Below are 26,604 nucleotides of genomic sequence, written 5' to 3'. Positions count from 1 at the left end.
ATGACCAGCACCACGAACACGACCACGATCAGCTCCGTTGGAGCGCCGAGCCGTCGCAACACCGAGCTCGCGCTCCTCGTCTTCGCGATCCTGATCCCGGTCTTCGCCTATGCCAACGTCGGCCTGGCCAAGGACGGCACGATGCCGACCGGCATGCTCGGCTACGGCGTCGGGCTCGGCCTCCTCGCGGGCGTCGCGCACCTGATGGTGCGCAAGTTCGCCCCGTACGCCGACCCGCTGATGCTGCCCATCGCCACCCTGCTCAACGGTCTGGGTCTGGTCCTCATCTGGCGGCTCGACCTGGAGCCGTCCATCAGCACACCGACGCTCGGCGGTGCCATGGCGCCGGGCCAGCTGATGTGGTCCACCCTCGGTGTCGCGCTCTTCCTCGGGGTGCTGGTCTTCCTGAAGGACCACCGCGTCCTGCAGCGCTACACCTACATCTCCATGGTCGTGGCGCTGGTCCTGCTGATCCTCCCGATGTTCTTCCCGGCCCGGTTCGGCGCACGCATCTGGATCACCATTCCCGGTGTCGGCTCCCTCCAGCCCGGTGAGTTCGCGAAGATCGTCATCGCGGTCTTCTTCGCCGGCTACCTGATGGTGAAGCGGGACGCGCTGGCGCTGGCCAGCCGCCGGTTCATGGGCCTCTACCTGCCGCGCGGCCGTGACCTCGGCCCGATTCTGGTGATCTGGGCCCTCAGCCTGCTGATCCTGGTCTTCGAGACCGACCTCGGCACCTCGCTGCTGTTCTTCGGCCTCTTCGTGATCATGCTGTACGTGGCGACCGAGCGCACCAGCTGGGTCGTCTTCGGCCTCACCCTCAGCGGGGCCGGCGCCGTCGCCGTGGCCTCCTTCGCGGGCCACGTCCAGCGCCGTGTCGACGACTGGCTGGACCCGCTGCGGCTGGTCAACGGCGGTGTCACCGAGACCGCCCAGGCGATGTACTCCTTCGGCTCCGGCGGCATCTTCGGCTCCGGCCTCGGTCAGGGCTACTCCCGTCTCATCGGCGGCATCGCCCCCAAGAGCGACTACATCCTCGCCACCGTCGGCGAGGAGCTCGGCCTCACCGGCCTGATGGCGATCCTCGTGCTGTACGGCCTGCTCATCGAGCGCGGCGTGCGCACCGCCCTGGCCGCGCGTGACCCGTTCGGCAAGCTGCTGGCCGTCGGCCTCTCCGGCGCGTTCGCCCTCCAGGTCTTCGTCGTCGCGGGCGGCGTGACCGGGCTCATCCCGCTGACCGGTATGACCATGCCCTTCCTCGCGCAGGGTGGCTCCTCCGTCATCGCCAACTGGGCCCTCGTCGCCGTTCTGCTGCGCATCAGCGACACCGCGCGCCGGCCGGCCCCGGCCCCTGCTCCGTCCACCGACGCCGAGATGACCCAGGTGGTCCGACCGTGAACAAGCCTCTACGCCGGGTCGCCATTTTCTGCGGCCTGCTCGTCCTCGCCCTGCTGGTCCGGGTCAACTGGGTCCAGTTCGTCCAGGCCGAGGAGCTCTCCACCGACTCCAACAACCGCCGGGTGGCCATCGGCCGCTACAGCCAGGAGCGCGGCGACATCATCGTCGACGGCAAGCCGATCACCGGCCACCGCGAGACGACCGGCAGCGACTTCAAGTTCAAGCGCACCTACAAGAACGGGCCGATGTGGGCCCCGGTCACCGGCCGTGCCTCGCAGGCCTTCGGCGCCAACCAGCTCGAGGAGCTGTACGACGGCATCCTCACCGGCGACGACGACCGGCTCTTCTTCAACCGCACGCTGGACATGATCACCGGCAAGGAGAAGAAGGGCGGACAGGTCGTCACCACCCTCAACGCGAAGGCGCAGAAGGCCGCCTTCAAGGGGCTGGGCGACAAGAAGGGCGCCGCGGTCGCGCTCGACCCGAAGACCGGTGCGATCCTCGCCCTGGCGAGCACCCCGAGCTACGACCCGTCCAGCTTCGCCGGCAACGGCACGGACGACGAGAAGGCCTGGGTCGAGCTCAACAAGGACAAGGACAAGCCGATGGTCAACCGGGCGCTGCGGGAGACCTACCCGCCCGGCTCGACCTTCAAGGTCGTCACCGCCGCCGCCGCGCTGGAGAACGGCGTGGTCGACGACATCGACGCGAACACCAAGTCCCCGCTGCCCTGGCAGCTGCCGCTCAGCTCCCGGAACCTGGAGAACGAGGGGAACATCCCCTGCGAGAACGCCACGCTCCGGGACGCGCTCAAGGTGTCCTGCAACACCGTCTTCGGCAAGCTCGGTGACGACGTGGGCCGGGACAAGATGGTGGAGCAGGCCGAGAAGTTCGGCTTCAACAAGGAAGTCTTCACCCCGGTCCGCGCCGACAAGAGCGTCTACGACGACAAGATGGACCGGCCGGGCAACGCCCTGTCCTCCATCGGCCAGTTCAACACCGCCACCACCCCGCTCCAGATGGCCATGGTCGCCTCCGCGGTCGCCAACGACGGCAAGCTGATGGAGCCGTACATGGTGGACGAGCTGCGGGCGCGCAACCTCACCAAGGTCGAGCAGCACACTCCCAAGGAGATGAGCCGGCCGCTGAAGCCGGAGAACGCCCAGAAGCTCCAGGAAATGATGGAGACGGTCGTCCAGGACGGCACCGGCAAGAACGCCCAGATCCCGGGGACCACCGTGGGTGGCAAGACCGGTACGGCGCAGCACGGTGTGGACAACAGCGAGAAGCCGTACGCCTGGTTCATCTCGTACGCCAAGACCGACAACGGCAGCCCGGTCGCGGTGGCCGTCGTCGTCGAGGACGGCAGCGCCAACCGGGACGACATCTCGGGTGGCGGTCTGGCCGCTCCGATCGCGCGGAACATCATGGAGGCGGTCGTCAACGACGACAAGTGACCGGGATCACGGTCTGAACCGAACCGCCCACGAGACCGTACCGGTCCGGTATCAGGTAGCGGTCGTGTCCGGGACCCCCACGGCGTGCCGGGTACGGTAGGCCCGAACAGCACACTGCCGGACCCACACCGGTGCGCCGGGAAAGACGGAGAGGGCTGGAGAAAGCTATGGAAGAGCCGCGTCGCCTCGGCGGCCGGTACGAGCTGGGCTCGGTGCTCGGGCGCGGAGGCATGGCCGAGGTGTACCTCGCCCATGACACCCGCCTCGGTCGCACCGTGGCTGTGAAGACGCTGCGGGTCGACCTGGCCCGTGACCCGTCGTTCCAGGCCCGGTTCCGCCGAGAGGCCCAGTCGGCCGCATCGCTCAACCACCCGTCGATCGTCGCCGTGTACGACACCGGCGAGGACTACGTCGACGGGGTCTCGATCCCGTACATCGTCATGGAGTACGTGGACGGGTCGACTCTCCGTGAGCTGCTGCACTCCGGCAGAAAGCTGCTGCCCGAGCGGTCGCTGGAGATGACGGTGGGGATCCTCCAGGCGCTGGAGTACTCCCACCGGGCGGGCATCGTGCACCGGGACATCAAGCCGGCGAACGTCATGCTGACGCGCACCGGTCAGGTCAAGGTGATGGACTTCGGCATCGCCCGCGCCATGGGCGACTCCGGCATGACCATGACGCAGACGGCGGCCGTCATCGGCACCGCGCAGTACCTCTCGCCCGAGCAGGCCAAGGGCGAGCAGGTCGACGCCCGCTCGGACCTCTATTCCACCGGCTGTCTGCTGTACGAGCTGCTGACCGTGCGGCCGCCCTTCGTGGGCGACTCGCCGGTCGCCGTGGCGTACCAGCACGTCCGTGAGGAGCCGCAGCCGCCGAGCACCTTCGATCCGGAGATCGCTCCGGAGATGGACGCCATCGTCCTCAAGGCGCTCACCAAGGACCCCGACTACCGCTACCAGTCGGCCGACGAGATGCGAGCCGACATCGAGGCCGCGCTCGAGGGCCAGCCCGTGGCGGCCACGGCGGCCATGGGGTCGGTCGGTTACGGCGCGTACGGCGGCGACCACCCGACGACCGCCCTGCGCCCGCAGGACGGGAACGGGCAGACGTCGATGCTGCCGCCGATGCGGGACGACGACGGCGGCTTCGGCTACGACGAGCGGGGCGGCCGCCGCGGCGGCGGCAAGAAGAGCAACACCTCCACGGTGCTGCTGGTGGTCGCGGGCATACTCGTGCTGGTCGGAGCGATCTTCATCGGCCGGGAGATCTTCGCCGGCGACCGGCCGGAGGATCAGGTGGACGTACCCAACCTGGTCGGCGACTCCCTGTCCGCGGCCAAGGCGCAGGGTGAGAACGGCGGCTTCAGCGTGGTCAAGGACGGCTCGACGTCCTGCGACAACGTCAAGAAGAACCAGGTCACCAAGCAGGATCCGGAGCAGGGCGCCCAGGTCGAGAAGAAGGGGACCGTGAAGGTCACCCTGTGCTCGGGTCCCGAGCTGGTCTCCGTCCCGGACGTCGAGGACCTGCCGCTCGACGACGCCCGGAGCCGCCTCCAGCGCAAGGGTTTCGACAAGATCCTGACCAAGCAGGTCGAGTCGGACCGGACCCCGCGCACGGTGATCGAGCAGACTCCTTCCGCGGGCAGTGAGCGGGCGAAGACCGCCACGATCACGCTCACCGTGGCCAAGGAGAAGACGAAGACCCAGGTCCCGGACGTCACCAACCAGCCCTTCGACGCGGCGAAGCAGCAGCTCGAGGGCTTGGGCTTCACGGTGCAGAAGCAGGAGACGGAGAGTGACGACGCCGCTCCCGGCACGGTGGTCTCCCAGACGCCCACCGGCAATAGCGAGGTGGACCCGTCCACCACGGTCACCCTGGTCGTGGCGAAGCAGGCCGAACAGTTCGCCATGCCGGACGTGACGAACCAGAAGCTCAAGGACGCCAAGAAGGCCCTGGAGGACGCCGGCCTGGTCGTGCAGTCCGCCGGTCCGGCGCAGGAGGACGACGCCACCGTGGTCGCCTCCAACCCGGCGGCCGGTACCCAGGTGAAGAAGGGCGACCAGGTCGGCCTGGTCACCTCGCCGCCCCAGGGCGGCGACGACGGCGGAGTCCTCTTCGGCGGCACGGCCGGCGAGAAGGGCAAGAAGAACTGAGAGGCCGCCGCAGGGCGTGACGCCGCTGCACGGCATGACAGAGGGCCCCTGACACCTTCGCGGGTGTCAGGGGCCCTCTGTCATGCTTCCCGGTTCGCCGCCGGCCACCGCAACACTGCGGCCGGGTCGCTCCGGGGCTCTCAGAGCGGCGGAGAGGCCCGTGGAGCCGTCCGTGCGCGGACCGGCTTTCACCGGGCGGCCCTCAGGTACGCCTCATGGGCTCCTCAGCGGCGCCGTGTGCCCGGCGCCCCTGTACCTGTCCCTGTCCCTGTCCCTGTCATTGCCCCTGCCCCCGCCTCCGGCTCTGCGGCGCGGGGTCAGCTCAGTTCCTTCGGGGGCGTGCGGTCCGCGTCGACCTTCTCCGTGCGCTCCAGCTCGCCCCAGACGATGTACCGGTACTTCGACGTGAGGACCGGAGTACAGGTCGTGAGGGTGATGTAGCGGCCCGGCTTCTTCCGTCCCGACTCCTTCGGGATCCGGTCCAGGACGTCCACGTTGTACTTGGAGGTCTCCGGGAGCTTCGCGAAGACCTTGTAGACGTACCAGGTGTCGCGGGTCTCGAAGACGACCGGATCGCCCTCGTCCACCTTGTCGATGTTGTGGAACTTCGCGCCGTGGCCGTCGCGGTGAGCGGCCAGCGAGAAGTTGCCGGTCCGCTTCCAGGGCATCGCCGACTTGACCGGCTTGGTGTAGTAGCCGGCCACGCCGTGGTTGAGTTCGTCGGAACCGGTGCCCTTGGTGACGAGCACCTCACCGTTCTTCATCGCCGGCACGTGCAGGAAGCCGATGCCGTCCTTGGTGTCCAGGGGCCCGGGGCCGTCCGCCCAGCGGTCCCGGATCTGGTGGCCCTTCTCCGAGGCGTCCCGGTCGGCCAGCACATTGGTCCACCACAGCGAGTAGACGACGAACAGGGCGAGCACCAGGCCCGCCGTGATCAGCAGTTCGCCGATGACGCTGACGACGGCAGCTGCCCGCCGCCGGGGGCGCTGGGGTCGCGGTGGCTGTGCCTCGGTGTCCTCTGCGTGATGGGTCGCTGCCACCGCGTCGTACTCCGTTTCAGTTTTCCGTGTGCTCTGGTGCTCGGGTGCTGCTTCTTCGGTGCTGCTCGGGTTCGGTGCTGCTCGGGTTCTCGGTGCTTCTCAGCGGCTCCGGCCCTGCGGAGCGCGGGGTCTAGCCGACGAGTGCGTCCGGTTTGCCCTGGCTGCGGGCCCGCTCGTCGACCATCCTTCCCCAGACGATCATTCGATACGTGCTGGTGAACTCGGGCGTGCAGGTCGTCAGCGTGATGTAGCGCCCCGGTCCGGCGAAGCCCGAACCCGGGGGAACCGGCTTGATCACATCGGTGTTGGACGGCGGCGTCTGCGGAAGGATGCTCGCCATCTCGTACGTGTAGAACGTGCGCTGCGTCTCAACGATGATCTCGTCGCCGGGGTTGAGGCGATTGATGTACCGGAAGGGCTCACCGTGGGTGTTCCGGTGGCCCGCGACCGCGAAGTTCCCCTTCTTGTCCCAGGGCATCGCCGTCTTCAGCTTCCCGTCGGCGTAGTGGCCGACCATGCCGTGGTCCAGCACCTTGTTCTTGTCGATGCCCTCGGCGATGGGGACCTTCACGTCCAGCTTCGGGATGTACATGATGGCGAAGCCCTGCCCGGGCGAGAACGCGCCGGCGCTGCGCGCGCCCTTGCCGTCCCACTCCTTCTGCAGATTGCTGGCGGCGCCGCCGGCCTCCTGCTGGGCGAGGACGTTGGTGTACCAGAGCTGATACGTCACGAACAGCAGCATCAGCACACCGATGGTGATGAACGTCTCACCCACGACGCGGCTGGCGATCACGCTCGGCGGGTCCTTGCGCGCTCGCGCCTGCCGCCGGGCCTCCACCCGGGAGAGCGGAGCCGAGGCGGCCGTCCCGGACGCGGCGGAGACGGCGGAGGCGGCCGGTCCGGCCGCGCGCCGTCCGTGCCCGGCCCGGCGGCGTCCGCCGCCCTGCGCGGCCTTGCGCCGGGCGGCCCGGCCTCCCCCGGCCGGTGCCCCCGCGGACGGTGCTCCGGCGGTCGCGGCGGAGCCGCCCGCGACGTTGCGCAGCTCGTCCACGCGCAGCGCCACGGTCCGCTCGTCGCCGAGCCCGCCGGCACCGGCGGCGGGTTCCCGGCCGTCCGCGGGCGACGGGGCGTCTCCGGCGGGGCCCGCGGCGCGGCGACGGGCCGCCGCCCGGCGGGCGGCACGGCCCATCGTCGGCTCCTGCGCGGCCGCGTAGTCCTCCGGGGCGGGGGTCTGCTCCAGCACCCGCCACGCGTCGGCGGGGGTGTAGGAGGGCGGGTTCTCCGGCGGGAGGGGCAGATGCGCCTGCGCGGGCCCCTGGGGCGGGCCGTACGCCCGGGCGTGCGGGTCGGCGTACCCCTGGCCGTACGCCGTGGACGGCGTCTCGGAGCCGGGCGGCGGGCCGTGCTCCGGCTGGGCGCCCGGCCACGCAACGGCCTGCGGTTCCGGTTCGTGGCGCGGGAGTTGGTGGGGCACATGGCCCAGCGCCCGGCTGCCCGTGCCGTGGCCGGGGGCCTGATCGTGGGCCTGGCCGGGCAGCGGATCGTTCAGCGGATCGTGGAGCCGTCCGACAGCCGCCTCGAACGTGCCGGACTCGCCGTACGGCTCTCCGTACGGCGACCCGGTGTCGCGTTCGGGGCGGAGTGCGGTCACGCGCCGACCTTGCCGACCACCGGCGCCAGTCCCGCGGATCGTTCGACGGCGCCGGAATCGCCGCACACCACCAGCCAGTTGGCGAGCATCCGGTGGCCCCACTCGGTGAGCACCGACTCGGGGTGGAACTGCACGCCCTCCACCGGGAGATCGCGGTGGCGCAGGCCCATGGCGATACCGGTCTCCGTCCAGGCGGTGACCTCCAACTCGTCCGGGACGGTGCCGCGTTCGACGGCGAGCGAGTGGTAGCGGGTGGCCGTGAACGGCGAGGGGAGACCCCCGAAGACCCCGCTGCCCCCGTGCGTGACCAGGGAGGTCTTACCGTGCAGCAGTTCGGGGGCGCGGTCGACGACCCCGCCGTAGGCGACCGCCATCGACTGCATGCCCAGACACACGCCGAACACCGGGACTCCGGTGTCCGCGCAGTGCCGCACCATGGCGGTGCACACCCCGGCCTGTTCCGGCGTTCCGGGGCCCGGGGACAGCAGGACGCCGTCGAAGCCGTCCTGGGCGTGGGCGGTGGCGACCTCGTCGTTGCGCAGCACCTCGCACTCGGCGCCGAGCTGGTAGAGGTACTGGACGAGGTTGAAGACGAAGCTGTCGTAGTTGTCGACGACGAGAATGCGTGCGCTCATCGGGCTGAAGGTCCTCCGCCGTTGTCGACTGTCACGTCGTTGAACGGAAGCAGGGGCTCCGCCCACGGGAAGACGTACTGGAAGAGAACGAAGACGATCGCCAGTACGAGCACGAGCGAGATCCCCGCCCGTACCCAGGCGTTCCCCGGCAGATGCCGCCAGATCCAGCCGTACATGCTGTCCCTACTTGCCGATGTTGAAGCCGCTTGCAGCTCCAGAGTAAGGGTCGGAGCGCGGGGAAGGTGGGTCAGCTGCGCAATGCGTCGGGCTTCCCCGCTCCGACGCGGCGGGTGTCGTCCAGGTGTGCCCAGGCGATCAGCCGGTGGCTGTGCCCCCACTCCGGGTCGCAGGTGGTGAGGGTGAGATAGCGGCCCGGCCCGCCGTATCCCGACTTCCGCGGAACCGGGTCGATCACCCCGGTGTCGGTGGGCAACGTGCGGTACGGCCGGCGGTCGATGCGGTAGGTGAACCAGGTCGTGCCGTCGGTCAGCACCACGGCGTCCCCGGGGCGCAGCTTCGGGAAGTCCTTGAACGGGTCCCCGTGGGTGCGGCGGTGGCCGGCCACGGAGAAGTTCCCGCGCGCGCCGAGCGGGGCGGTGCGTGCGTAGTGGCCGAGGCCGCGGGAGAGGGTGTCCCGGCCCGTTCCCTCCAGCACCGGCTTGGCCCAACTGTCCCCGAAACGAGGGATGTACATCACGGCGAACGCCTTCCCCCGCACGTAGGGCGCAGCGGTGGGCGGGGCTCCGGCGCCGTCCGGTTCCGGTCCGGCCGGCGCTCCGGCGACCGGGCCGTCCGACCACCGCTCCTGGAGCCGGTCGATCTCACCGTGCATCGCGCTGTCGGCACGGACTCCCGTCCAGAACAGCACATAGGTGACGAACAGCACGATAACGCTGCCGACGGTCACGCATAACTCGCTCAGGGTTCTGACGATCAGTCGCGCGGTCACCGGCACCAGCAACGGCGGCCCCTCCGTCCCGGGCTACTTCACGGGCTTGGCGTAGTGCAGGTCCACTGTGCCGGAGTAGCCGGGCAGAGTCACCGCCTGCTGCTGGTCGACTCTCCAGCCCAGCCCGTAGGCGTTGACGTACTGCATGTAGTTCTGGATGGCCGGGGACTCGGCCAGCGCCGTCTGGAGCCGTTCGGTGTTGCCCACGGCCGTCACCTTGTACGGCGGCGAGTAGACGCGGCCCTGCAGGATCAGGGTGTTGCCCACGCAGCGGACCGCGCTGGTGGAGATGAGCCGCTGGTCCATGACCTTGATCCCGCGGGCGCCGCCCTGCCAGAGAGCGTTGACGACGGCCTGGAGGTCCTGCTGGTGGATGACGAGATCGTTGGGCTGCGGCTCGGGGACGCCGGGGATCCGGGCGGTGGCGTTGGGGGGCGCGTCGGTGAGGGTGACGCTCACCCCGGACCCCTTGAGCGGCTTGGTGCCCGCGATCCGCTCCAGGGCGTCGAGCTTGACCTTCTCGGCCTCCGTGCTGCCGTCGTCCCGCTCGGCGACCCGGTCGACCTGGCTCCGGGCGGTGGCGGCCTCGTCGGTGAGCTCGGCGTTCTTCCGGCTGCGCTCACGGATCAGGTCGGAGAGCCGGAGCATCGAGTCGTCGGAGCGGAGGTTTGTACCCTGGGCCGTGTTGAAGCTGGTCCAGAAGATGAGCCCGGCGAGCGCGAACACGGCGGCGGTCAGAAGTCGCACCGGACGGAACCGGCGGAACCGCCCGGCCCGGCCGGCGTCGGTGTCGGCAGAATTGCTCACCGTACCCTTATCTCCTTCTGCGCCGCGGAAGGACTACGCTAACGGACGCCCCCGGGGTGAACGCACGCCCCGTCGGGCCTCGCCCCGGCGACAGACCCAGATCACTGCGCGGTCACGCAGCGCATCGACAGGAGAGACCCTCGTGCCGAAGTCACGTATCCGCAAGAAGCCCGATTTCACGCCCCCGCCGGCGAAGCAGACCAACATCAAGCTGACCAGTCGCAGCTGGGTCGCGCCGCTGATGCTGGCCATGTTCCTGATCGGGCTGGCCTGGATCGTGGTCTTCTACGTGACCGCCGGCGACATGCCGGTCGGCTCCCTGGGCAACTGGAACATCGTCGTCGGCTTCGGCTTCATCGCCGCGGGATTCGTCGTCTCCACCCAGTGGAAGTAGCGGTCGGCGCGCCGGTCGGAGCACCGCTCGACGTACCGCCCGGCGCAGTCCGCCGCAAGCCTTGCCCCAAGGTTGCCCACAGAGTTATCCACAGCCCTGTCCACATGGGGAAAAGGTCAGACGATCTGTGGATAACCCCTTGAGCATTGACGCCGGTGTGACTGGTGGTACGTCCTACCACTCACCCGTCACCCCTGCGCGGTACTGGGAAAACGCAGGTCAGTGCGATTCCCGTAGCCATCTCCGCACAGCACGCACAAGATCCGCCACCCGCTGTGGACAACGGCCCCGTCCGGGCCGTCGGGAGCCCCTCAGGGGGTGAGCTGCAGGGTCCGTACGCACACCATCGCGACGATCACCAGGAGCGCTGCCAGGCAGGTGGCGCGCTGCACCAGGGCGCGGTGCTCACGCGGCGCGTGGACCAGGCCGTAAGCAACCGCCGCCCCCACCACCAGCCCGCCGATATGGGCCTGCCAGGCGATGTTCCCCCAGGTGAAGGTGAAGATCAGGTTGAGCACCAGCAGGGCGAGGACCGGCCGCATGTCGTAGTTCATCCGGCGCATCAGCACGGCGGTCGCGCCGAGCAGGCCGAAGACGGCGCCGGAGGCCCCCAGCGAGGGCTGGCCCGGGGACGCGAGCAGGTACGACAGCGCGCTGCCGCCGAGCCCGGAGAGCAGGTAGAGCGCGAGATAGCGCACCCGGCCGAGGGCGGCCTCCAGAGGCGGGCCGAGCCACCACAGCGAGAGCATGTTGAACGCGATGTGCATCAGCTGCTGGTGCAGGAACATCGCGGTCAGCAGCCGGTACCACTGGCCCTCCGCGACGCCTTCGACCGGGCCGCCGTAGTAGTACTGCAGCCGGCCGACCAGGTCGAGCTCGTCGACGAGCCGGTCGCCGGCGCCGAGCACGGCGAACCAGAGCGCCAGGTTCAGCCCCAGCAGGATCTTGGTGACCAGACGCGGATCGTCGGCCACCGAGCCGCCCGCTATCGTCCGCGGGCGCGAGGCCTGCGGGGCGTGGCCGGTCCCCGACCCCTCCTTCACACAGGTGGGGCACTGGAAGCCGACGGACGCGCTGACCATGCACTCCGGGCAGATGGGCCGCTCGCAGCGGGTGCAGCTGATGCCCGTCTCGCGGTCCGGGTGCCGGTAGCAGCCGGGCAGGCCGCCCGCGGCCTCGGGAGCGTCCGAGCTTCCTGGCGCCTGATCCATCGGTTCCCTCGTCTCCGTCCTGCCGGTGGCACGGTCCCGCCGGGTGGCAGGCTGCCACCGGATGACACAGGCCTGCCCGGTGCCTCTCGGCCCGGACGCCTGCCCACCGGACACCTGCCCACCGGGTGTGTGCCCGCCGGGGGCGTGCCAAAGACTGCCCCGCCCGTCATACGGACGGGCGGGGCAGTTCGGTTCCCGTTCGGGTCAGCCCTCGCGGGTCTCCACGACGACCGACTCGATGACGACGTCCTGCAGCGGACGGTCGGTGCGCGGGTTGGTGTCGGCGGTCGCGATGGCGTCCACGACCTGCTGGCTCTTCGGGTCGACGACCTCACCGAAGATGCTGTGCTTCCCGGTCAGCCACGCCGTGGGCGAGACCGTGATGAAGAACTGCGAGCCGTTGGTACCCGGGCCGGCGTTCGCCATGGCGAGCAGGTAGGGACGGTCGAAGGCGAGGTCCGGGTGGAACTCGTCACCGAACTCGTAGCCCGGGCCGCCGGTGCCGTTGCCCAGCGGGTCGCCGCCCTGGATCATGAAGCCGCTGATCACCCGGTGGAAGACCGTGCCGTCGTACAGCTTGTCCTGGGACCGCTTGCCGGTCTCCGGGTGGGTCCACTCGCGAGTGCCCTCGGCAAGCTCGACGAAGTTCTTGACCGTCTTCGGCGCGTGGTTCGGCAGGAGCCGGACCACGATGTCGCCGCGATTGGTCTTCAGGGTGGCGTAGAGCTGCTCAGCCACGATCTGCCTTCCGTAGTTCTCACTGACGTCCACCGATCCTCGCACGGACTTCGTCGCGACGAGTAGCCGCCGGACCGTTGGCGGGTGACGGAATGCCCGCCCGCCCGTGACGGGAGAGGCCTCTGTGGCGCGCCTGTCCTTCCGTGGTGGCGCCTCGGTCCTTCCTTTCGGGGAAGCTGTCCCGCCTTTCGGGGATGCCGTCCCGGGGAAGCCGTCCCGCCTTTCGGGGAACGTGACCCGGATGCCTGTCCACGCATGCCGTACGGACCCCGGAGGGGCATGATCTCTTATCGGGTGGAAAGGCGAAAACCGTACCGCCACCGAGGAGGAGGTTCCTGTGACCCGCATCGACAGCGTGCGCGCCGCGACCGGCACCGCGAAGGACAGCGTGCTGCACGCCGCGGAGGTGGTGGCGCCATACGCCGGCACGGCGAAGGACCAGGCCGTGCAGTACGCGCACGAGGCCCGCGCACGGCTGGCGCCCAAGGTGTCCCAGGCCGCTCAGCAGGCCCGTGAGACCGCGCTCGTCCAGTACGACGCCCACCTCCAGCCCCGTATCCAGCACGGGCTGCACCAGGCCCGGGAATCGCTGCCGCCCAAGGTCGACGCCGCCGCCACCCGGGCCGCGAAGCGCGCCCGCAAGGCCGCGCGGCAGGCCGCCGAGTACACCGTGCCCCGGGTCGAGCAGGCGGTCGCGGCCGCCGAACCGGTGCGGGAGGAAGCGGTGGAACGCAGTGCCGCCGCCCTCGCCGCGCTGCGCGGCCAGGTGACCCGGGCCGAGGTCGAAAAGCTGGTGCGCAAGCGCCGGCGCCGCGCCACCTGTGGCCGGGCCACCAAGCGCCTCCTGGTGATCGGCGCCGTCGCCGGAGCGGCCGTGGCCGCCTGGAAGTGGTGGGACCGGCAGGCCAACCCGGACTGGCTGGTCGAACCGCCCGCCGCCACGGAGCTCGGCGACCGTCCGCCGCTCACCTCGGTGGACGGCAGCGAGCAGACCGCCCTGGACCCGGAGGTGCAGGCGAAGCAGGCGGAGGCGGACCAGCGCAAGCGCGGCGAACAGGGCTGAGCCGTCGGCGGCCCGGTCGGTACCGGCCCCGGTCGGTACCGGCTCCGGTCGGTACCGGCTCCGGTCGGCGCCGCCGACAGCGTGGGCCATGGCGGCGACGGTGCGGGCCGCGGCGGCGACGGTGCGGATCGGGGCCGGCGCATCGTCGGCGCCGATTCGGAGCGTGGTCGGTCCGGCCCGTGACGACCGCGGCTGCGGCTGTGCCCACGCGACGCCTCGGATGGCGGGGGACCACTCCTGGTCCCCCGCCATCAGTCGTCCGGGGTCGCCAGGCCGCCCTGCTGCTTGCTCCGCCGCTGCGGACCCGGGACGGATCAACCACGTTTCCTTGCAAGGGGCTTCCGCCCATGCAGGAGGCATTCTCCGAGCAGTAGGCAGACCGCGACGGTCGATCGTCCCTGGACGACCGTCCGTGGCGGACCGTCCGTGAGGGCGGCCCGAGGAACCTCAGGGGCGCGCGCGGGCCGGCCGCGCAGAGCAGCGCGCACAGGGGGCGGGCGGCCGAGTTGGCACCAGAGCGCAAAGAACCCCCTGACCGTCTCGTGCGCAGGTCAGGGGGTTTCTCGGGAGTGGAGCCTAGGGGAGTCGAACCCCTGACATCTGCCATGCAAAGACAGCGCTCTACCAACTGAGCTAAGGCCCCGAGGGTGGGAAAGCCGGACGTTGCGCATCGCGCGCCGCCGACTGCCGCAGACCAGAGTACCGGGTGTTCGGGGGAACCCTGCAAAAGGATAAGGGACTCCCGATCGGCAATCACGCTCCGTAGGATGTCGCGCGAGGTTCGCAGCAGCGAAGGGGAGTCGGCATGGATGCAGCACAGCAGGAAGCCACAGCGAGAGCCCGGGAGCTGCAGCGCAGCTGGTACGGCGAGCCGCTCGGCGCGCTGTTCCGTCGGCTGATCGACGACCTCGGCCTCAACCAGGCCCGGCTGGCCGCTGTGCTGGGACTGTCCGCCCCCATGCTGTCGCAGCTCATGAGCGGCCAGCGCGCGAAGATCGGCAATCCCGCGGTCGTGCAGCGGGTCCAGGCCCTCCAGGAGCTCGCGGGGCTCGTCGCCGACGGCAGCGTGAGTGCCGCCGAGGCCGCGGACCGGATGGAGGAGATCAAGAAGACCTCCGGCGGCTCCGTACTGAGCACCACCGCGCAGTCGACGCCCAGTTCGGGTGCTCCCACCGTGCGGCGGGTGGTCCGGGAGATCCAGTCGCTGCTGCGGTCCGTGGCCGCGGCGGGGGACATCATCGAGGCCGCGGACGCTCTCGCCCCCACCCAGCCGGAGCTGGCAGAGTTCCTCCGGGTGTACGGCGCCGGGCGGACGGCTGAAGCGGTCGCCCACTACGAGGCGCACCAAGGCTGACGGGCAAGGGGCTGACACGGGGCAATGGGTGAGGTCTTCGCCGGCCGGTACGAGCTGATCGATCCGATCGGACGCGGTGGGGTGGGCGCGGTCTGGCGCGCGTGGGACCAGCGGCGGCGGCGCTACGTCGCCGCCAAGGTGCTCCAGCAGAGCGACGCGCACACGCTGCTGCGGTTCGTGCGCGAACAGGCGCTGCGGATCGACCACCCGCACGTCCTGGCTCCGGCGAGCTGGGCCGCGGACGACGACAAGGTGCTGTTCACCATGGAGCTGGTGCGCGGCGGCTCCCTCGCCCACCTCATCGGCGACTACGGACCGCTGCCTCCCCGCTTCGTCTGCACCCTGCTCGACCAGCTGCTCGCGGGCCTCACCGCCGTGCACGCCGAAGGCGTGGTGCACCGCGACATCAAGCCCGCCAACATCCTGCTCGAGGCGACCGGTACCGGGCGCCCGCATCTGAGGCTCTCCGACTTCGGCATCTCGATGCGCAAGGGAGAGCCGCGGCTCACGGACACCAACTACGTCGTGGGGACGCCCGGTTACTTCGCTCCCGAGCAAATGCTGGGGGCGGAGCCGGACTTCACCGCGGACCTCTACGCGGTCGGTCTGGTCTCGGTGTTCCTGCTGACCGGCACCAAGCCGGACTCCCAGGCCCTGGTCGAGCGCTTCACCTCCCACGGGGTGCCGAACGCTCCGGAGGGCGTGCCGGAGCCGCTGTGGCAGGTGCTCGCGGGCCTGCTGCAGCCGGATCCGCAGGCTCGCTTCCGGACGGCGACCGGCGCCCGCAAGGCCCTCACCGCCGCGATCGAGATGCTGCCGGACACCACGCTCGAGGAGGAGGCCGTCGAGGTCTTCGACCACATCGGTCCGCTGCCCGCGGGGTTCGGCCCGGAGGGGCCCGCCTCCGGGAAACCGGCCGGCGGTGCCACACCCGCCGAGGCGTCCGCGTCGATGTCGGCGACCGGCAGCTTCCCGCTCGCGCCGCCCGCGCAACCCGCCCCACAGTCCGTCGCCCCACAGTCCGTCGCCCCGCAGTCCGTCGCCCCGCAGTCCGTCGTCCCGCAGCACACCGCACCACAGTCCACTGCCCCACAGCCTCCCGGACCGCTGCCCGAGCAGCCGGGCACTCCGCCGACGCCCGATCCCGTGCCGAGCGGCGGGCCGTACTCCCCGGCATCGGCTCACGCTCCGGCCCCCGCTCACCCTCCGGCAGCGCACTCCCCTGCGCCATCGCCCCCTCATGTGCCGACGCAGGCTCATCCAGCGGTGCCCGCCCAGCCTCCGGCCACGCCCACCGCTCCGGTACCTCGGCCCCAACATCCGGCGACTCCCTCCCCCATGGCGGCTCCGGACTCCTCCGGTGCCTCGGTGTCCGGCGTGCTCGCTCAGCACACTCCCACCCGTCCATACACCGCGGGGAGCCCGCAGGTTCCCGCCCCGCCTCCGGCCTCCTCCGCGACGCCCCCGGCCCTCGCCCCGCAACGCCGACCGGGACCGCCCCCGAAGGTGGCGGTCCCGGTGCTGGCTCTTGCGCTGCTGTGCTTCGCGGTCGGCATCTGGGCGCTGGCGACGAGCTGAATCACCAGACCGGCGGCGAACCGTACGGCGGCGATTCCGGCTGCTGCGGTGCTTCCGGCTGCTGCGGCCCCGACTGCCCACCCGGCCCACCCGGCCCGCCCGGCTGCTGAGGACGGGGGAACGAGGAGTGCTCCGGATGCGCCGGCGGCTGGTGGTGCGGAGGCGACTGATGGGGAACGTGGGCCTGCTGAGCGCCCGTTGTACCCACCGCTGAGGGCACCGGGTCCGGTGCCCCCGCGGGCGCCCGGGTGGCGCGCCGCCGCGCGGCGAGCGTCCACGCTCCCAGCCCCAGCAGCAGGACCGTTCCGGCGCCGAACCCCGCGACGGCGACGAGCTGCCGGGAGTCGCTCCGCTCGCTCTCGGCAGCCGTCTGCCCCTGCTCCGCCATCTCGCGGTCCTCGTCACTGACCCCGAAGCCCGCCTTGACCGCGTCCCCCCGGTAGCGGGGCGCCGCCTTCGGCTCGCCCTTGACGTCGACGCGCAGCGTGAGATCCGCGCCCTTCGGGAAGAACGCCTCGGTCTTCGGGTGCAGCGAGACGGCGAGGTAGTACCAGCCCGCGACGCACATCGGTGGGACCCCGGTCTCGGTGCGGAAGCGGTTCCCGTACTCCACCGGCGCGGTGAACAGCGTGGCCGCCGTCTGCTTCCCCTGGTACGCGGCGAAGTTGTCGTCGTCCACCAGCCCGCGCGCCGGGTTGTAGACGGTCAGACCGAGCGCCTCCGTGATGAAGGGGGCGGAGACGCCCTGTTGCCCTCCCGCGGCGTTCGGCAGTTCCGCGCTCAGGTTCAGCCGTTGTCCCCAGTCGACGGGGACCCGGAAGAAGCGGGTCTCCCCGGGCCGGATCCGGTCCTTCCAGATGCCCTCGGCGACCGAACGGGCGTCGTTGAAGCCCGTTCCGCCCCTGGCTTCCTTCCGGGCCGCGGTGCCGGTGAGCGGTGCGGGTGTCGCCGTGCTCCAACTTCCCGGTTCCTGACCGGCGGACGCGCCGCCCTTCAGCCCCGGCTCGGACATGTAGCGGATCTCGATCGGCCAGCGGCCCGGATCCGAGGTGGCCTTCCCGCCACGCTCCACCTTGAGGAAGTAGGGGCCGCGGCGCTGGCACTGGAGAACGTCCGCACCGATCCGCCGGGTGGCGTGGTTCCCCATGGGATAGGCCATGCCGTTCCCGGTGAAACTGACCTCGCCGCTGCCGCATTCGTTGCCGTCGTTGTCCTCCAGCACCACGTCGAGGCTGTCGCTGTAGTCCTCGACCCTGGTTCCGGGCTTCGGCACCGCCACGGCCGAGACGAAGGCGGTGGACGTGGCGTCCAGCGTGACGCTGTAGTACCTGGTCTCACCGCGGCCGATGGAGTCGGTGTAGATGCCCGGCTCGATGCGTTCGGCATTCGCGCTGCTCGCAGTGCCCTCGACCGCCTGGGCACCCTCGGCGGTCCGGTACTCCGCGAGCCCCTGCGCACCGTCGGCCACGGCGGTGCCGGGCACCGCGGCCACCGCGCACAGCGCCGCCAGCGCGGCGAGGCACCGCGTCCTCACATCCCGCGTCACCACGAGCCACTCCTCATCGGATCGGTCCTGTTCTTCCTGCGCGCCCGCCCGTAGGCCACCGCCAGGCCGGCGAGGAGCGCGACGCCGGTACCGCCCGCGACAGCGGCGATCACCGGCCGGGAGGGCCATCCTCCACTGCCGCCGTCACCGGTGTCGGCCGCGGCGCCGGGAGCACCGGCCTTCACCACGGGCGCGCGGTGCTGCGGTCCCGACTTCTCCTTGCCGAGCAGTGCGACGCGCAGGGTGACACCGATCCGCGGGTTCTCGGCGATCTCGGCAGCGCCGGCGCCCAACGTCACCGCGATGTAGAAGTCGCCGCGGTGATGGACGGGGATGACGTTGGGATGGTTCTCGTAGCGGTTGGTCCAGGCCACCGGCACGGTGGCCATCCGGAGCGCCATGGGCCGCCCCGTGTAGATCTCCTGCTGCCCGAACTCCGTGGTGCCTCCGCCCACCGGGTGCCGGGCGGGGGTGTGGACCTCCGTCCGGCCGTAGGAGAACCGCCCGCCGAATCCCCGCACCGTGGGCTCGTTGGCGAACTCCACGTCGTAGCGCAGCTGCTGGTTCCAGCCCACCGGCACCTTGTACCAAAGGGTCTGCGAGGGGAGGATCCTGTCCCGCCAGACTCCCCGGCCGATCGCCCGTGCGTCGTTGAACCCCGTCCCTCCGGTGACGTCCTTCGGGGCGGTGTCCGGCAGGTTGCCGTCCTCGGCAGCCGCCCCGTAGTCCGGCTGCGACTGGGCCGGGGTGACGCCCTTGGCCAGCGGCTTCTCGACGTCGAAGGTCAGCTCCAGCGGCCACCGCGCGGAGTCCGACCCCTCGGCGTCCCTGCGCTCGACCGACAGCCGGTACCGGCCGCTGCCGTCGCACAGGCCGTCGCCGCTCTCGGACGGGACGCGGCTGACCCCCGAAGTGATCGGGGCCGCGCCCTCGTTCTGCCCGAACATCTCGGTCTCGGACATGCAGACGCTGCCGGACCCGGACTCCACCTGAACGGTCAGCGCGTCGGTGCGGTCCACGGCCGCACCGGGCTGCGGCACTCCGGTGGCGGAGAAGCCCGCGGTGGACCTCCCCTCCAGCTCGACCGCGTAATAGCGCTTCTCGTTCGGACCGATGGTGTCCAGGAACTGCCCCGGCGTGAGCCGTGGAGCTCCGCCCGTGTCCGGGGTGCCGGTGACCTTCCGGCCCTTGAACCGGTAGCCGTCGGCCGACAGCTGTCCCGCGCGCTGGAGTTGCCGGGTGAGGGCCTTCGCGTCGGGTGCGTCGTAGTAACGGCCGTTTCCGGCCCCGGCGATGCACTCGAGCTGCTTGCGCGCCTTGCCGCGCACCTGGAAGCCGATCGCGTCGATCCGCAGGTCGACCCCGCTCCTGCCGAGCTCTTCGGCGACCTCGCACGACGGCGGGGCCTGACAGTTGTCCTCGCCGTCCGAGACCAGCAGGATCGTGCGCTTGCCGATCGCCCCGGCGGGGTGCTCCGGGAGGTCGGCGGCGGCCTTGCGCAGCGACAGGCCGATGGGGGTGTCGCCCTTGGGCTTCACCGCCGCCACGGCCCGCTTGATCCCGGCCCGGTCAAGCGGCTCCACCGGCTGCGCCAGCCGGGTGTCGTCGCAGCCCCGGGCCTTGTCGGCGCCGTAGACCCGCAGGCCGGTCGGGTAGTTGTCGGGAAGCGAGTCCACGACCGTGCCGACCGCGCTGCGGGCAGCGGCGATCCGGGTCCTCCCGGATCCGTCGTCATCGGCCATCGAGCCCGAGGAGTCGAGCACCATCACCATGCTGCCGCGGCCGTTTCCAGCCGTCGCCGCTGTCGTCGCCGTCGTGGCTCCCGTGGCTCCCGCGGCAGCCGGTGGGAGAGAGACCAAGGCCCCCGCCAACACAACACCCCCCAGCAGACCCCGAGCTGTTCGGCGATGCGGTCGTGCCATGTCGTACGTCCCCTCCGCACCCTCTTGAACTTTTGCTCCTGCAAGGTATTGCTTTGCTTGGGCAAACATCAAGAGTCATGCGTCATGTCCCCGCAACAGCACGAAGCCCCGGCTGCACAGCAGCCGGGGCTTGTCAGGACTTGTCAGCTCACACACCCGAACCTGCGGGCACGGAGTCGGTCGCCTCCGTCCACAGATCCTGCTCGGCGCGATCCGCCTGGATCTGGCGGTACACGAGGAGCCCGCCGATGGCGGCCAGTGCGACCAGGAGAAGCTTCTTCACCGCGCGACCTCGTCTTTCTTTGACGTAGGGGACCTCTGCCGCCCGACTATACACACCGACCGATACCGATCGGTGACCTACACCGGAGCCAACTTCCCGGCCCCGCCGACGAATCAGGCCCGGGCGGAGAATTCTCCGTCCGGGCCTGATCACCGCGGTGGGGCTAACAGGACTTGAACCTGTGGCCTCTTCCTTATCAGGTCGGTCCGCGGGCTTTGCTCGACTCGGCCAGCAGTGGATCTTTAGGCCGTTTGCGGTGGTCACCGGGCGTGCAGGGCAGGTGACGGCAGCCGATGTCAGCTGATGTTGATGTCTGCGATGGATGTCAGGAGGGGGACCTGGCGGGCTGAACCATATGGGGGGTGGAGCGGTGCGCAGCGGCCATGCCGGTCCGTCTCGGACGGACACAGTGACACCGTGACCACGGTGACACTCATTGTTTCAACCATGGGTCTGATCACTCTCCGTATCAGATCATCACTCTATGGAGGCATCGGAATGCACCTTGGTCGACGGTGAGACCGCCGTCCCCCAGACAGGGCGGTGAGCGAAGCCGCCGTGGCGACCGTAACCTCGGGGTTCAACACGGGAAATGTGTAGTAGACGATGCCCAGCTGGTGATCTGGGTGAGGCAGAGGCCAGGCGAGGCGGGCTGGGCCGATACCCCCCCTGTCCCCCTTCGCTGCGATCTACCCCTTACCCGCAGTTTTGAAGCGGAAGCCGAAGAGACCACCGGTTTCGTGCTCGTCCGTGAGGCGGGGGCTGCGGATGTAGGGCCCAGGATCAAATCCGCGTTGTGAGGCCATGCCCAAGTGATCGGTGTTGATGGTGACGATGTACTGCAGGTTCTCTTCTTCGGTGACTTCGGCGGCGAGCTGTAGGGCGGCGGCGACCTGCCGGTCGTCGACTCCGTCGTAGAGATGGCTGTCGTGGATCAGGAAGTCGGGGCCGCGGCCGTGTCGGTGAGCCAGGACAGCGAGGGTGAGATCGAAGCAAAAGATGACCATGTTGCCGATGCCGCGGCTGCCGTCGCTGTCGATGCGCGGGGTGATGGTCAGGCTGTTGCGGCCTGCCTCGATGGCGAGGTAGGCCTCGCGTCCCTGGCCGTAGAGGCGCTGCGCATAGTGGGAGAACAGCAGGATGGCTTCGTCTGTCTGTCGGCGGCGCTCCTGGAGATCCGTGTCGACTGCCTGCTGTAGCTCCACGCTTTTCGCGGTGATCTGCCGCGCGCTGGCTTCCAGGGTCTGAGCTGCTTCGAAGCGGTGACGCAGCGCTTCAAGTGCAGCTTCTTCCCGTCCAAGGGCCGTCTGCAGGGCGGTGAGGGCCTCCAGTGCGCCGCCCTCAGCAAGGTCTCGAAGAAGGCGCGCTTGGTCTTCTCCCAAACGTGCTCGCTCCGCGCGGCGAGTGTGAAGCCGTTCGGTGAGCTCGGCAATTTCTTCCTCTAGGAAGCGCCGCCTATTGCGGACGACGGAGTGGTGGAAGGTCTTCACGTCCTCGAACCGACGACGGACCTGCTCGTTGAGGACAACTCCCAGTTCGCGGTAGACCGGCTCGAGGTAGTCGACTTCGACGTCGGAGGTCTCTGTGACGGCCGCCTGGAGCTCTTCGAGGTTGTGCTGATCAATAACGTCTTCCTGCGCCAGCTGCTTGATGCGCCGGCTAACTTCATCTGCCCTGTCCTTGAGCCGCTCGTACTCGGGCACGACCTGGAACGCTGCGACCTGACCGCGCAGTCGTTCCACCTGTGCTTCGGCCAGCGTGATCTGTCCTCGTAGGTCTGCAGTGGAGCCGACGATGCGCCCCCACACAGGATCGTTGACCGCCTTCTTCAGCTGTGAGCGCGTCGCCTTTCGTGCCGCAAGCTGCCGGTACTCGTCGACGAGCTGCCAGTCCAGGCCCAGCAAGTAGGCCAGATTCGAGGCGGCCTCCGGAGCGGACTGGCGGGAGAAGGTACGAGTCGGCTCGTTGAAACCGTGCGACGAAATGCGCCTGGCCAAGAAGGAGAGCAGCACCCGTCCGCTCACACCTGGGTGGTCGCCGCGGAGCCCGAAGAGGTCTCGCTCGATGAGCTGAGTCCACCGCTCTACGGGCACCTCAAGATCACCAGTGTTCGGAAAGAGGGCACCGTCGTGCACGCCGGTCACGTCCTGGTCCAACGCCACGAACCCGGCTCGCTGCCCGCTGCGGCGGATACGAAGCGGAGCATCCAGACCCGGCCAGTCCATCTCAAGGCCGAACGTAGTGTGACGCAGCGCCTTGTTCATCGCGAGCGTGGCGGTTGTAGCTCGCGCTCCCAGCAGGAAGTGGATGAGCTCGATCAGACTGGATTTGCCAGCGCTGTTGCGGCTGTCAGTGTCTGCTGATGAGGCAGTTGTGTCCGCAACCAGCAGGTTCAGGCCCTCGACGAAGGACACCTTTTTGAAGCGCTGGTCGTCAGCGCTCAAGCAGCGCAGCATCCGTACTCCTAGCAACGAGGACGTCCTGGTCCAGCGCTACGGCACCCATGCTGTAAAGCACATCCAGGGCCAGAACGAACCAGCCGAACGATACTGGCGAGGTATGGGCGTGGTCGGCCCGCCAGGTCTTCAACCGGGACCACGCCTGACTGACAGACCGCGGCTCGTCCAGCTGCAGCAGGATCTGTGCCCCGATGGCGAGCAGGCACCGGTCAGGTGAGATGCCTTTCGTGGGAGTGATCACGCGGTTATCCCGAGTTCAGGGCGCCAGCCAGCAGGAGGAGCTTCAAAGATGTCACAGCGCTCGAAGAAGTGAGCGAGCACAACGAGGGCAGCCCGGAGTACCTTCGGCCGCGGCTGGGCGTTGCCCAGTACGTACATCTGGAGCTGCCACAGCACGTCTTCAGGATCGTCCCAGTCCCTGCGCACCTGCTCGTAGTACACGCGAAAGCCCTGCGCGACTTCGTCGTGTTCCAGCTCCCGCATCGTGCCCTCGTAGAAGGAGTCCACGAGGTGACTCTGGCGCATCCCACGGAGCAGGTCCTCTCGGGCCTCGCCTTCGAGCCGATTGAAGTCCAGCTTTTCGTGTCTCACGTCCGGAAGGGACATCAGAGGGTCAGGGTCGGTGCGTAGTTCCTGAAGCTGCTTCAGGAGCGGCTCAAGATCATCCATACCGATACCAAACGTCATCTCCTTGATCGGGATCTCACACCGGAGGACGTCCTCAGCTGTGACCTCGTCCAGTTGCATGCACTCCTGCCACAAGCGACGACTACCCATCTGCTCGAAGCGCACTGCGGGCTTGCTGGCGGCCGCCTGAGACAGCATCGTCGCCACTTCGGGGTGTACACCACGCCGGTCGTTGTGCACGAACACGAACGTGTCGAACTGCCCACTCCGCTTGGCAAGCGCACCAGCCAAATCGCCGTCGAACTTCTCGCGGATCTTGCTGGACTTAACCGTCTGCGGCGCATAGCAGGCGTATAGCTTCCGGGAGTACAGTGTGAGCCCGTCAGCCGACATATCACCCAGGCTCCCTGCGGTACGCACGTCCAGGAAGTCCGGGTACCGAGAGCACATGAGCCGGTGGAAGAAGTCTTCGAACTCGTTCTCGTACAGCTCCGCCAAGAGCTCAAGGAACTTCACCCGTGCATAGGCACGCTGCTCGTACCGCATACACCCCCCTCACGCACAATGATGTAAGCGTAGCTTTAAGTGATCACACGGGGAAGCCTCCTCCGCTATGTCCACCGGATCCAAGCACAGTCCGCTGAGCCCGGCTCCGACACAGGGGAGCTGCTGCGATTCCTCACTTGCCAGCGAACGCGCGCAAGACCCCCGGGGCCACCAGTCGGTTGCGGAAGCGAGAGCGGGGTAGTGGCGCAGCAACTTCTCAGGCTTGCCAGATTAGAGGCATCAACCTGCTCGTCATCCCATAGCAAGACCTGGGCACCCGGCGAGCTGACCGGCTGAGGGTGCCAGGGGAGCTTGTGCAGGCCCTTGTTGTGGCAGGTCGTGAACGCCACTCGCGCTTGTTTAGCGGCAAGGGCGGCGACCACGTCGAAGACGAAGTCTGCTCCCTGTGCCTGCGGGGACTGTTCCGAGGTCGGGCAGACTCAGGCCAAATACCTGCCCTGCTCCCCACTCACGCGGAGCCTCCCGTCAAGACGGAGAGCCGTCACTCCCACGATGGGAGGGCGGCAGCAGCAGATCCCGCTCCGGATGCTTCTCGCCGGTGACGTTCCCCTGAACACCGAGGTCCTGACGAGCCGCCTCGTGGAACTCGTTGATCTCGCGGAACACCACCCGGTTCCGCTCCCGCCAGTCCTTCAGCACACCCGAGACCTTGCCCTGAGCCTGCCAGTCGACCTGGAGCGCGGCGGCGTTCAACTGGTGTGCCGCTTCGACGACCTGGTCCCCGGCGAGCAGCATGATCCGTTCGAAGGCCCGCCCTCGGAGACGGCCGGCTTGGGCCATCTCCGCGTTCATCTCCGGCTCCGTCCTGTCGCTCCGGCGGATGCCTTCCTTGTGCTCGTAGAGCTCGACGGCCAGGAAGATGCACGCCCGCACGCAGTCCACGTAGCCCTCGTAGGCTTCGAGCTTCTTGCTGTCCCACCTGGTCAGCAGCTGGTACCGATTCCGGTTCCGCTCCATCGCGTAGTTGGTCACGTGCGTGGTTAACGCACCCAGAAGTACCGCGGCGATCGTCACGAGCTGCTCGACGGCTCCCACGTCATCCCCCAGAGACAGGCAGTCATGTAGATGTCCTGATGAGGATCTTAGGAGTGGGGCCGACCGTCCATCGCGTGAGGCCGTTGAGCGCATCGCCTCTCAGCCACCGCGCCGGCCGCTCCCTCACGGACTGCCGGGAACCCACCCCGTAGGAGAGCCTCGACGACGCCGTCCCTGGGTGAGCGGATCCGCACACGGGTAGATAGCTGACGGTTCGTCAGATACATTCGGCCCCGGTCATCCGTCTCGCGAAGGGTGAGCTCAGTGGAAACACGTCCCCGAAGCCCCGAACCCGCTGGTTCCCCGCGCTGGGTCGCGATGTTCTACCAGCAGGCGTCAGCCTCATGGAGGGTGGGCGCCGAAGCTGCCGAGCGCGCTCCCGTGCTCTTCGCGATCGGGCAGATGCAGCAGACCATTCGGGGGCGTGGCGAGGAAGCGACCGTCGACCTCTGGGGCCCGGACAACGGCGCCTGGAAGCGGATCCCCGTACCCGCGGCCGCCGCTCCCGAGCCCGAAACCGCGCCTGCTGCCGACGCGCAGCGGGAAACGGGCAAGCTCGGTGAGCGGATGAGCGACCGGCGTCACCAGTCCCTGATGGCGGGGCTGAGCAAGGCCGGTCTCTACGACTTCACTCCGGAGGACTCGGCCGCCATCCAGACCCTGGTGGACCGTCTCGACGAGGACACCGTGCGGAGGGTCGCTCACTGGCTGGCTGTGGCCGGCAGCGGGCGGTAGGCATTCCCGCGGGCCGAGTCGTAGGGTCGGTCCCATGGGCGTATCCGGGGTGGACAGTCACGCTTCAGAGGCATTGATCACCCTCTGTCGTTCATACGTGCGGGATGCCCCGGGGTCGCTCGGCAAGACTGCGTTGGCCGCGCGGTACCTCAACCCTTATCTGCGGGACCACCCCCGGCGGCGAGTCGTCCGTGCCCGGTTCGGCTCCAGATTCGCCGTCGACACGCAGGACCTCATTCAGCGGTACCTCTACCTCTTCGGGGTGTGGGAGCCGCACATGACGCATTGGCTCCGGCGCAGGCTGCGCCCGGGGGACACGTTCGTCGACGTCGGCGCGAACATCGGCTACTTCAGCGTGCTCGCCTCACACCTCGTCGGCAGCACAGGCCGGGTGGTCGCCGTCGAGGCTTCTCCGACCTTCCACGAGAGGCTTCTGCAGCAGGTGCGGCTCAACGCGGCCGACAACGTCCGCGCCGTCAACACCGCGGTGTCCGACAGCCGGAAGCTGCTGACCTTCGTCCTTGCCAGCTCGAAGAACATGGGCGCGAACAGCATCGTGCCGTACGAGGGGCCGGCGGAGTCCACGTTCGAGATCGAGGCACGCCCCTTGCCTGAGGTGCTCACGGCGGCGGAGATCGCCACCGCCAGAGTCGTCAAGATCGATGTGGAGGGGGCAGAGGGAGCGGTCGTCCGCGGCCTGGCGCCCGTCCTCGATCAGCTCCGTCCGGATGCGGAGATCACCGTCGAGGTCACTCCGGACCGCATGGCTCAGGTGGGTGACTCGGCTGATGAGCTCATGGAAACGATGCGTCGGTACGGATTCCACGCCTACCGCCTTGCGAACCAGTACACGCCGGAGAGCTACGTCTCGGCCCTCCATCACACCGACACCGCGGTCCGCTGCCGGAAGCCGATCACTGCTGAGAGCGATCTGATCTTCTCTCGGGTCGATTCCGAGACCCTGCCCTAGCGAGGCCCGGCTCCCAGGAAGCGGGGAGCCGG

General features: G+C 69.2%; 24 protein-coding genes and 1 tRNA gene. 9 read left to right on the top strand and 16 right to left on the bottom strand.

What is annotated here, in order from left to right; genetic code table 11:
• The 3 genes from AC3EQ1_RS01200 (at nt 1) to pknB (ending at nt 5,008) form a co-directional block, all read left to right on the top strand.
• Nucleotides 1–1,398: an FtsW/RodA/SpoVE family cell cycle protein gene (locus AC3EQ1_RS01200; RefSeq protein WP_351506539.1), complete on the top strand. Its 1,398-nt coding sequence runs from the start codon at nt 1–3 to the stop codon at nt 1,396–1,398.
• Entirely contained in the window at nt 1,395–2,855 is a 1,461-nt protein-coding gene (locus tag AC3EQ1_RS01195; protein ID WP_432092326.1) for a peptidoglycan D,D-transpeptidase FtsI family protein, read from the top strand. Before AC3EQ1_RS01200 ends, AC3EQ1_RS01195 begins: the two co-directional genes overlap by 4 nt.
• Nucleotides 2,856–3,022: 167 nt before the next feature.
• Nucleotides 3,023–5,008, top strand: coding sequence for a Stk1 family PASTA domain-containing Ser/Thr kinase (gene pknB, locus AC3EQ1_RS01190; protein WP_432092325.1), 1,986 nt, complete (start codon nt 3,023–3,025; stop codon nt 5,006–5,008).
• A gap of 317 nt (nt 5,009–5,325) precedes the next feature.
• Here the strand turns inward: pknB and AC3EQ1_RS01185 are convergent, their stop codons facing one another.
• The 6 genes from AC3EQ1_RS01185 to AC3EQ1_RS01160 form a co-directional block, all read right to left on the bottom strand.
• On the bottom strand, nt 5,326–6,048 hold the full coding sequence (locus tag AC3EQ1_RS01185) for a class E sortase (RefSeq protein ID WP_432092324.1): 723 nt from the start codon (nt 6,046–6,048) through the stop codon (nt 5,326–5,328).
• Between the two features lie 130 nt (nt 6,049–6,178).
• Complete coding sequence (locus tag AC3EQ1_RS01180) at nt 6,179–7,699, bottom strand: class E sortase (RefSeq protein ID WP_432092323.1); 1,521 nt, start codon at nt 7,697–7,699, stop codon at nt 6,179–6,181.
• The gene (locus AC3EQ1_RS01175; protein WP_432092322.1) at nt 7,696–8,334 is read right to left on the bottom strand and encodes an aminodeoxychorismate/anthranilate synthase component II; all 639 of its coding nucleotides are present in this window, start codon (nt 8,332–8,334) and stop codon (nt 7,696–7,698) included. The genes AC3EQ1_RS01180 and AC3EQ1_RS01175 overlap by 4 nt, the downstream gene beginning before the upstream one ends.
• Nucleotides 8,331–8,510, bottom strand: a complete 180-nt coding sequence (locus tag AC3EQ1_RS01170) for a hypothetical protein (RefSeq protein ID WP_432092321.1) — start codon at nt 8,508–8,510, stop codon at nt 8,331–8,333. Before AC3EQ1_RS01170 ends, AC3EQ1_RS01175 begins: the two co-directional genes overlap by 4 nt.
• Nucleotides 8,511–8,581: 71 nt before the next feature.
• A complete protein-coding gene (locus AC3EQ1_RS01165; RefSeq protein WP_432092320.1) occupies nt 8,582–9,283 on the bottom strand; it encodes a class E sortase in 702 nt (233 codons plus the stop codon).
• 33 nt (nt 9,284–9,316) lie between these two features.
• Nucleotides 9,317–10,090, bottom strand: coding sequence for a DUF881 domain-containing protein (locus tag AC3EQ1_RS01160; RefSeq protein ID WP_432092319.1), 774 nt, complete (start codon nt 10,088–10,090; stop codon nt 9,317–9,319).
• Between the two features lie 142 nt (nt 10,091–10,232).
• On the opposite strand from AC3EQ1_RS01160, the gene crgA reads away from it, so the two are divergent.
• Complete coding sequence (crgA, locus tag AC3EQ1_RS01155) at nt 10,233–10,484, top strand: cell division protein CrgA (protein ID WP_432092318.1); 252 nt, start codon at nt 10,233–10,235, stop codon at nt 10,482–10,484.
• A gap of 311 nt (nt 10,485–10,795) precedes the next feature.
• Here the strand turns inward: crgA and AC3EQ1_RS01150 are convergent, their stop codons facing one another.
• Together AC3EQ1_RS01150 and AC3EQ1_RS01145 are read right to left on the bottom strand one after the other, a co-directional pair.
• On the bottom strand, nt 10,796–11,695 hold the full coding sequence (locus AC3EQ1_RS01150; protein WP_432092317.1) for a rhomboid family intramembrane serine protease: 900 nt from the start codon (nt 11,693–11,695) through the stop codon (nt 10,796–10,798).
• Nucleotides 11,696–11,899: 204 nt separating this feature from the next.
• Nucleotides 11,900–12,433, bottom strand: a complete 534-nt coding sequence (locus tag AC3EQ1_RS01145) for a peptidylprolyl isomerase (protein ID WP_351509157.1) — start codon at nt 12,431–12,433, stop codon at nt 11,900–11,902.
• 337 nt (nt 12,434–12,770) lie between these two features.
• Between AC3EQ1_RS01145 and AC3EQ1_RS01140 the strand changes: the two genes are divergently transcribed.
• The gene (locus AC3EQ1_RS01140) at nt 12,771–13,496 is read left to right on the top strand and encodes a DUF5324 family protein (RefSeq protein WP_432092316.1); all 726 of its coding nucleotides are present in this window, start codon (nt 12,771–12,773) and stop codon (nt 13,494–13,496) included.
• A gap of 570 nt (nt 13,497–14,066) precedes the next feature.
• Here the strand turns inward: AC3EQ1_RS01140 and AC3EQ1_RS01135 are convergent.
• Nucleotides 14,067–14,139, bottom strand: a tRNA-Ala gene (locus AC3EQ1_RS01135).
• A 162-nt stretch (nt 14,140–14,301) separates the two neighbouring features.
• On the opposite strand from AC3EQ1_RS01135, the gene AC3EQ1_RS01130 reads away from it, so the two are divergent.
• A complete protein-coding gene (locus AC3EQ1_RS01130) occupies nt 14,302–14,850 on the top strand; it encodes a helix-turn-helix domain-containing protein (protein ID WP_351509109.1) in 549 nt (182 codons plus the stop codon).
• 24 nt (nt 14,851–14,874) lie between these two features.
• A complete protein-coding gene (locus AC3EQ1_RS01125; RefSeq protein ID WP_432092315.1) occupies nt 14,875–16,428 on the top strand; it encodes a serine/threonine-protein kinase in 1,554 nt (517 codons plus the stop codon).
• A gap of 1 nt (nt 16,429) precedes the next feature.
• Here the strand turns inward: AC3EQ1_RS01125 and AC3EQ1_RS01120 are convergent, their stop codons facing one another.
• The 7 genes from AC3EQ1_RS01120 to AC3EQ1_RS01090 all read right to left on the bottom strand — a co-directional run bounded on the left by AC3EQ1_RS01120 (nt 16,430) and on the right by AC3EQ1_RS01090 (nt 24,867).
• Nucleotides 16,430–17,974 carry a hypothetical protein gene (locus tag AC3EQ1_RS01120; protein ID WP_432092314.1) on the bottom strand — a complete coding sequence of 515 codons (1,545 nt, stop codon included), beginning with the start codon at nt 17,972–17,974 and terminating at the stop codon, nt 16,430–16,432.
• Entirely contained in the window at nt 17,971–19,896 is a 1,926-nt protein-coding gene (locus AC3EQ1_RS01115; RefSeq protein WP_432092313.1) for a vWA domain-containing protein, read from the bottom strand. The genes AC3EQ1_RS01120 and AC3EQ1_RS01115 overlap by 4 nt, the downstream gene beginning before the upstream one ends.
• Nucleotides 19,897–20,044: 148 nt before the next feature.
• Complete coding sequence (locus AC3EQ1_RS01110; protein ID WP_003958712.1) at nt 20,045–20,179, bottom strand: DLW-39 family protein; 135 nt, start codon at nt 20,177–20,179, stop codon at nt 20,045–20,047.
• 689 nt (nt 20,180–20,868) lie between these two features.
• Nucleotides 20,869–22,623, bottom strand: a complete 1,755-nt coding sequence (locus AC3EQ1_RS01105) for an ABC-three component system protein (protein ID WP_432092312.1) — start codon at nt 22,621–22,623, stop codon at nt 20,869–20,871.
• The gene (locus AC3EQ1_RS01100; RefSeq protein ID WP_432092311.1) at nt 22,613–22,879 is read right to left on the bottom strand and encodes an ABC-three component system middle component 6; all 267 of its coding nucleotides are present in this window, start codon (nt 22,877–22,879) and stop codon (nt 22,613–22,615) included. Before AC3EQ1_RS01100 ends, AC3EQ1_RS01105 begins: the two co-directional genes overlap by 11 nt.
• Nucleotides 22,876–23,811: an ABC-three component system protein gene (locus AC3EQ1_RS01095; RefSeq protein WP_432092310.1), complete on the bottom strand. Its 936-nt coding sequence runs from the start codon at nt 23,809–23,811 to the stop codon at nt 22,876–22,878. The genes AC3EQ1_RS01100 and AC3EQ1_RS01095 overlap by 4 nt, the downstream gene beginning before the upstream one ends.
• A gap of 486 nt (nt 23,812–24,297) precedes the next feature.
• Nucleotides 24,298–24,867: a hypothetical protein gene (locus AC3EQ1_RS01090; protein ID WP_432092309.1), complete on the bottom strand. Its 570-nt coding sequence runs from the start codon at nt 24,865–24,867 to the stop codon at nt 24,298–24,300.
• Nucleotides 24,868–25,218: 351 nt separating this feature from the next.
• On the opposite strand from AC3EQ1_RS01090, the gene AC3EQ1_RS01085 reads away from it, so the two are divergent.
• Both AC3EQ1_RS01085 and AC3EQ1_RS01080 read left to right on the top strand, forming a co-directional pair.
• On the top strand, nt 25,219–25,602 hold the full coding sequence (locus AC3EQ1_RS01085; protein WP_432092308.1) for a hypothetical protein: 384 nt from the start codon (nt 25,219–25,221) through the stop codon (nt 25,600–25,602).
• A gap of 97 nt (nt 25,603–25,699) precedes the next feature.
• Nucleotides 25,700–26,572 carry an FkbM family methyltransferase gene (locus AC3EQ1_RS01080; protein WP_432092307.1) on the top strand — a complete coding sequence of 291 codons (873 nt, stop codon included), beginning with the start codon at nt 25,700–25,702 and terminating at the stop codon, nt 26,570–26,572.
• Nucleotides 26,573–26,604 lie beyond the last annotated feature (32 nt).

The sequence above is a fragment of the Streptomyces sp. bgisy100 genome, from assembly GCF_057709105.1.
The sequence above is the reverse complement of the archived record's forward strand: the minus strand, read 5'-3'. Positions and strand labels throughout refer to the sequence as shown.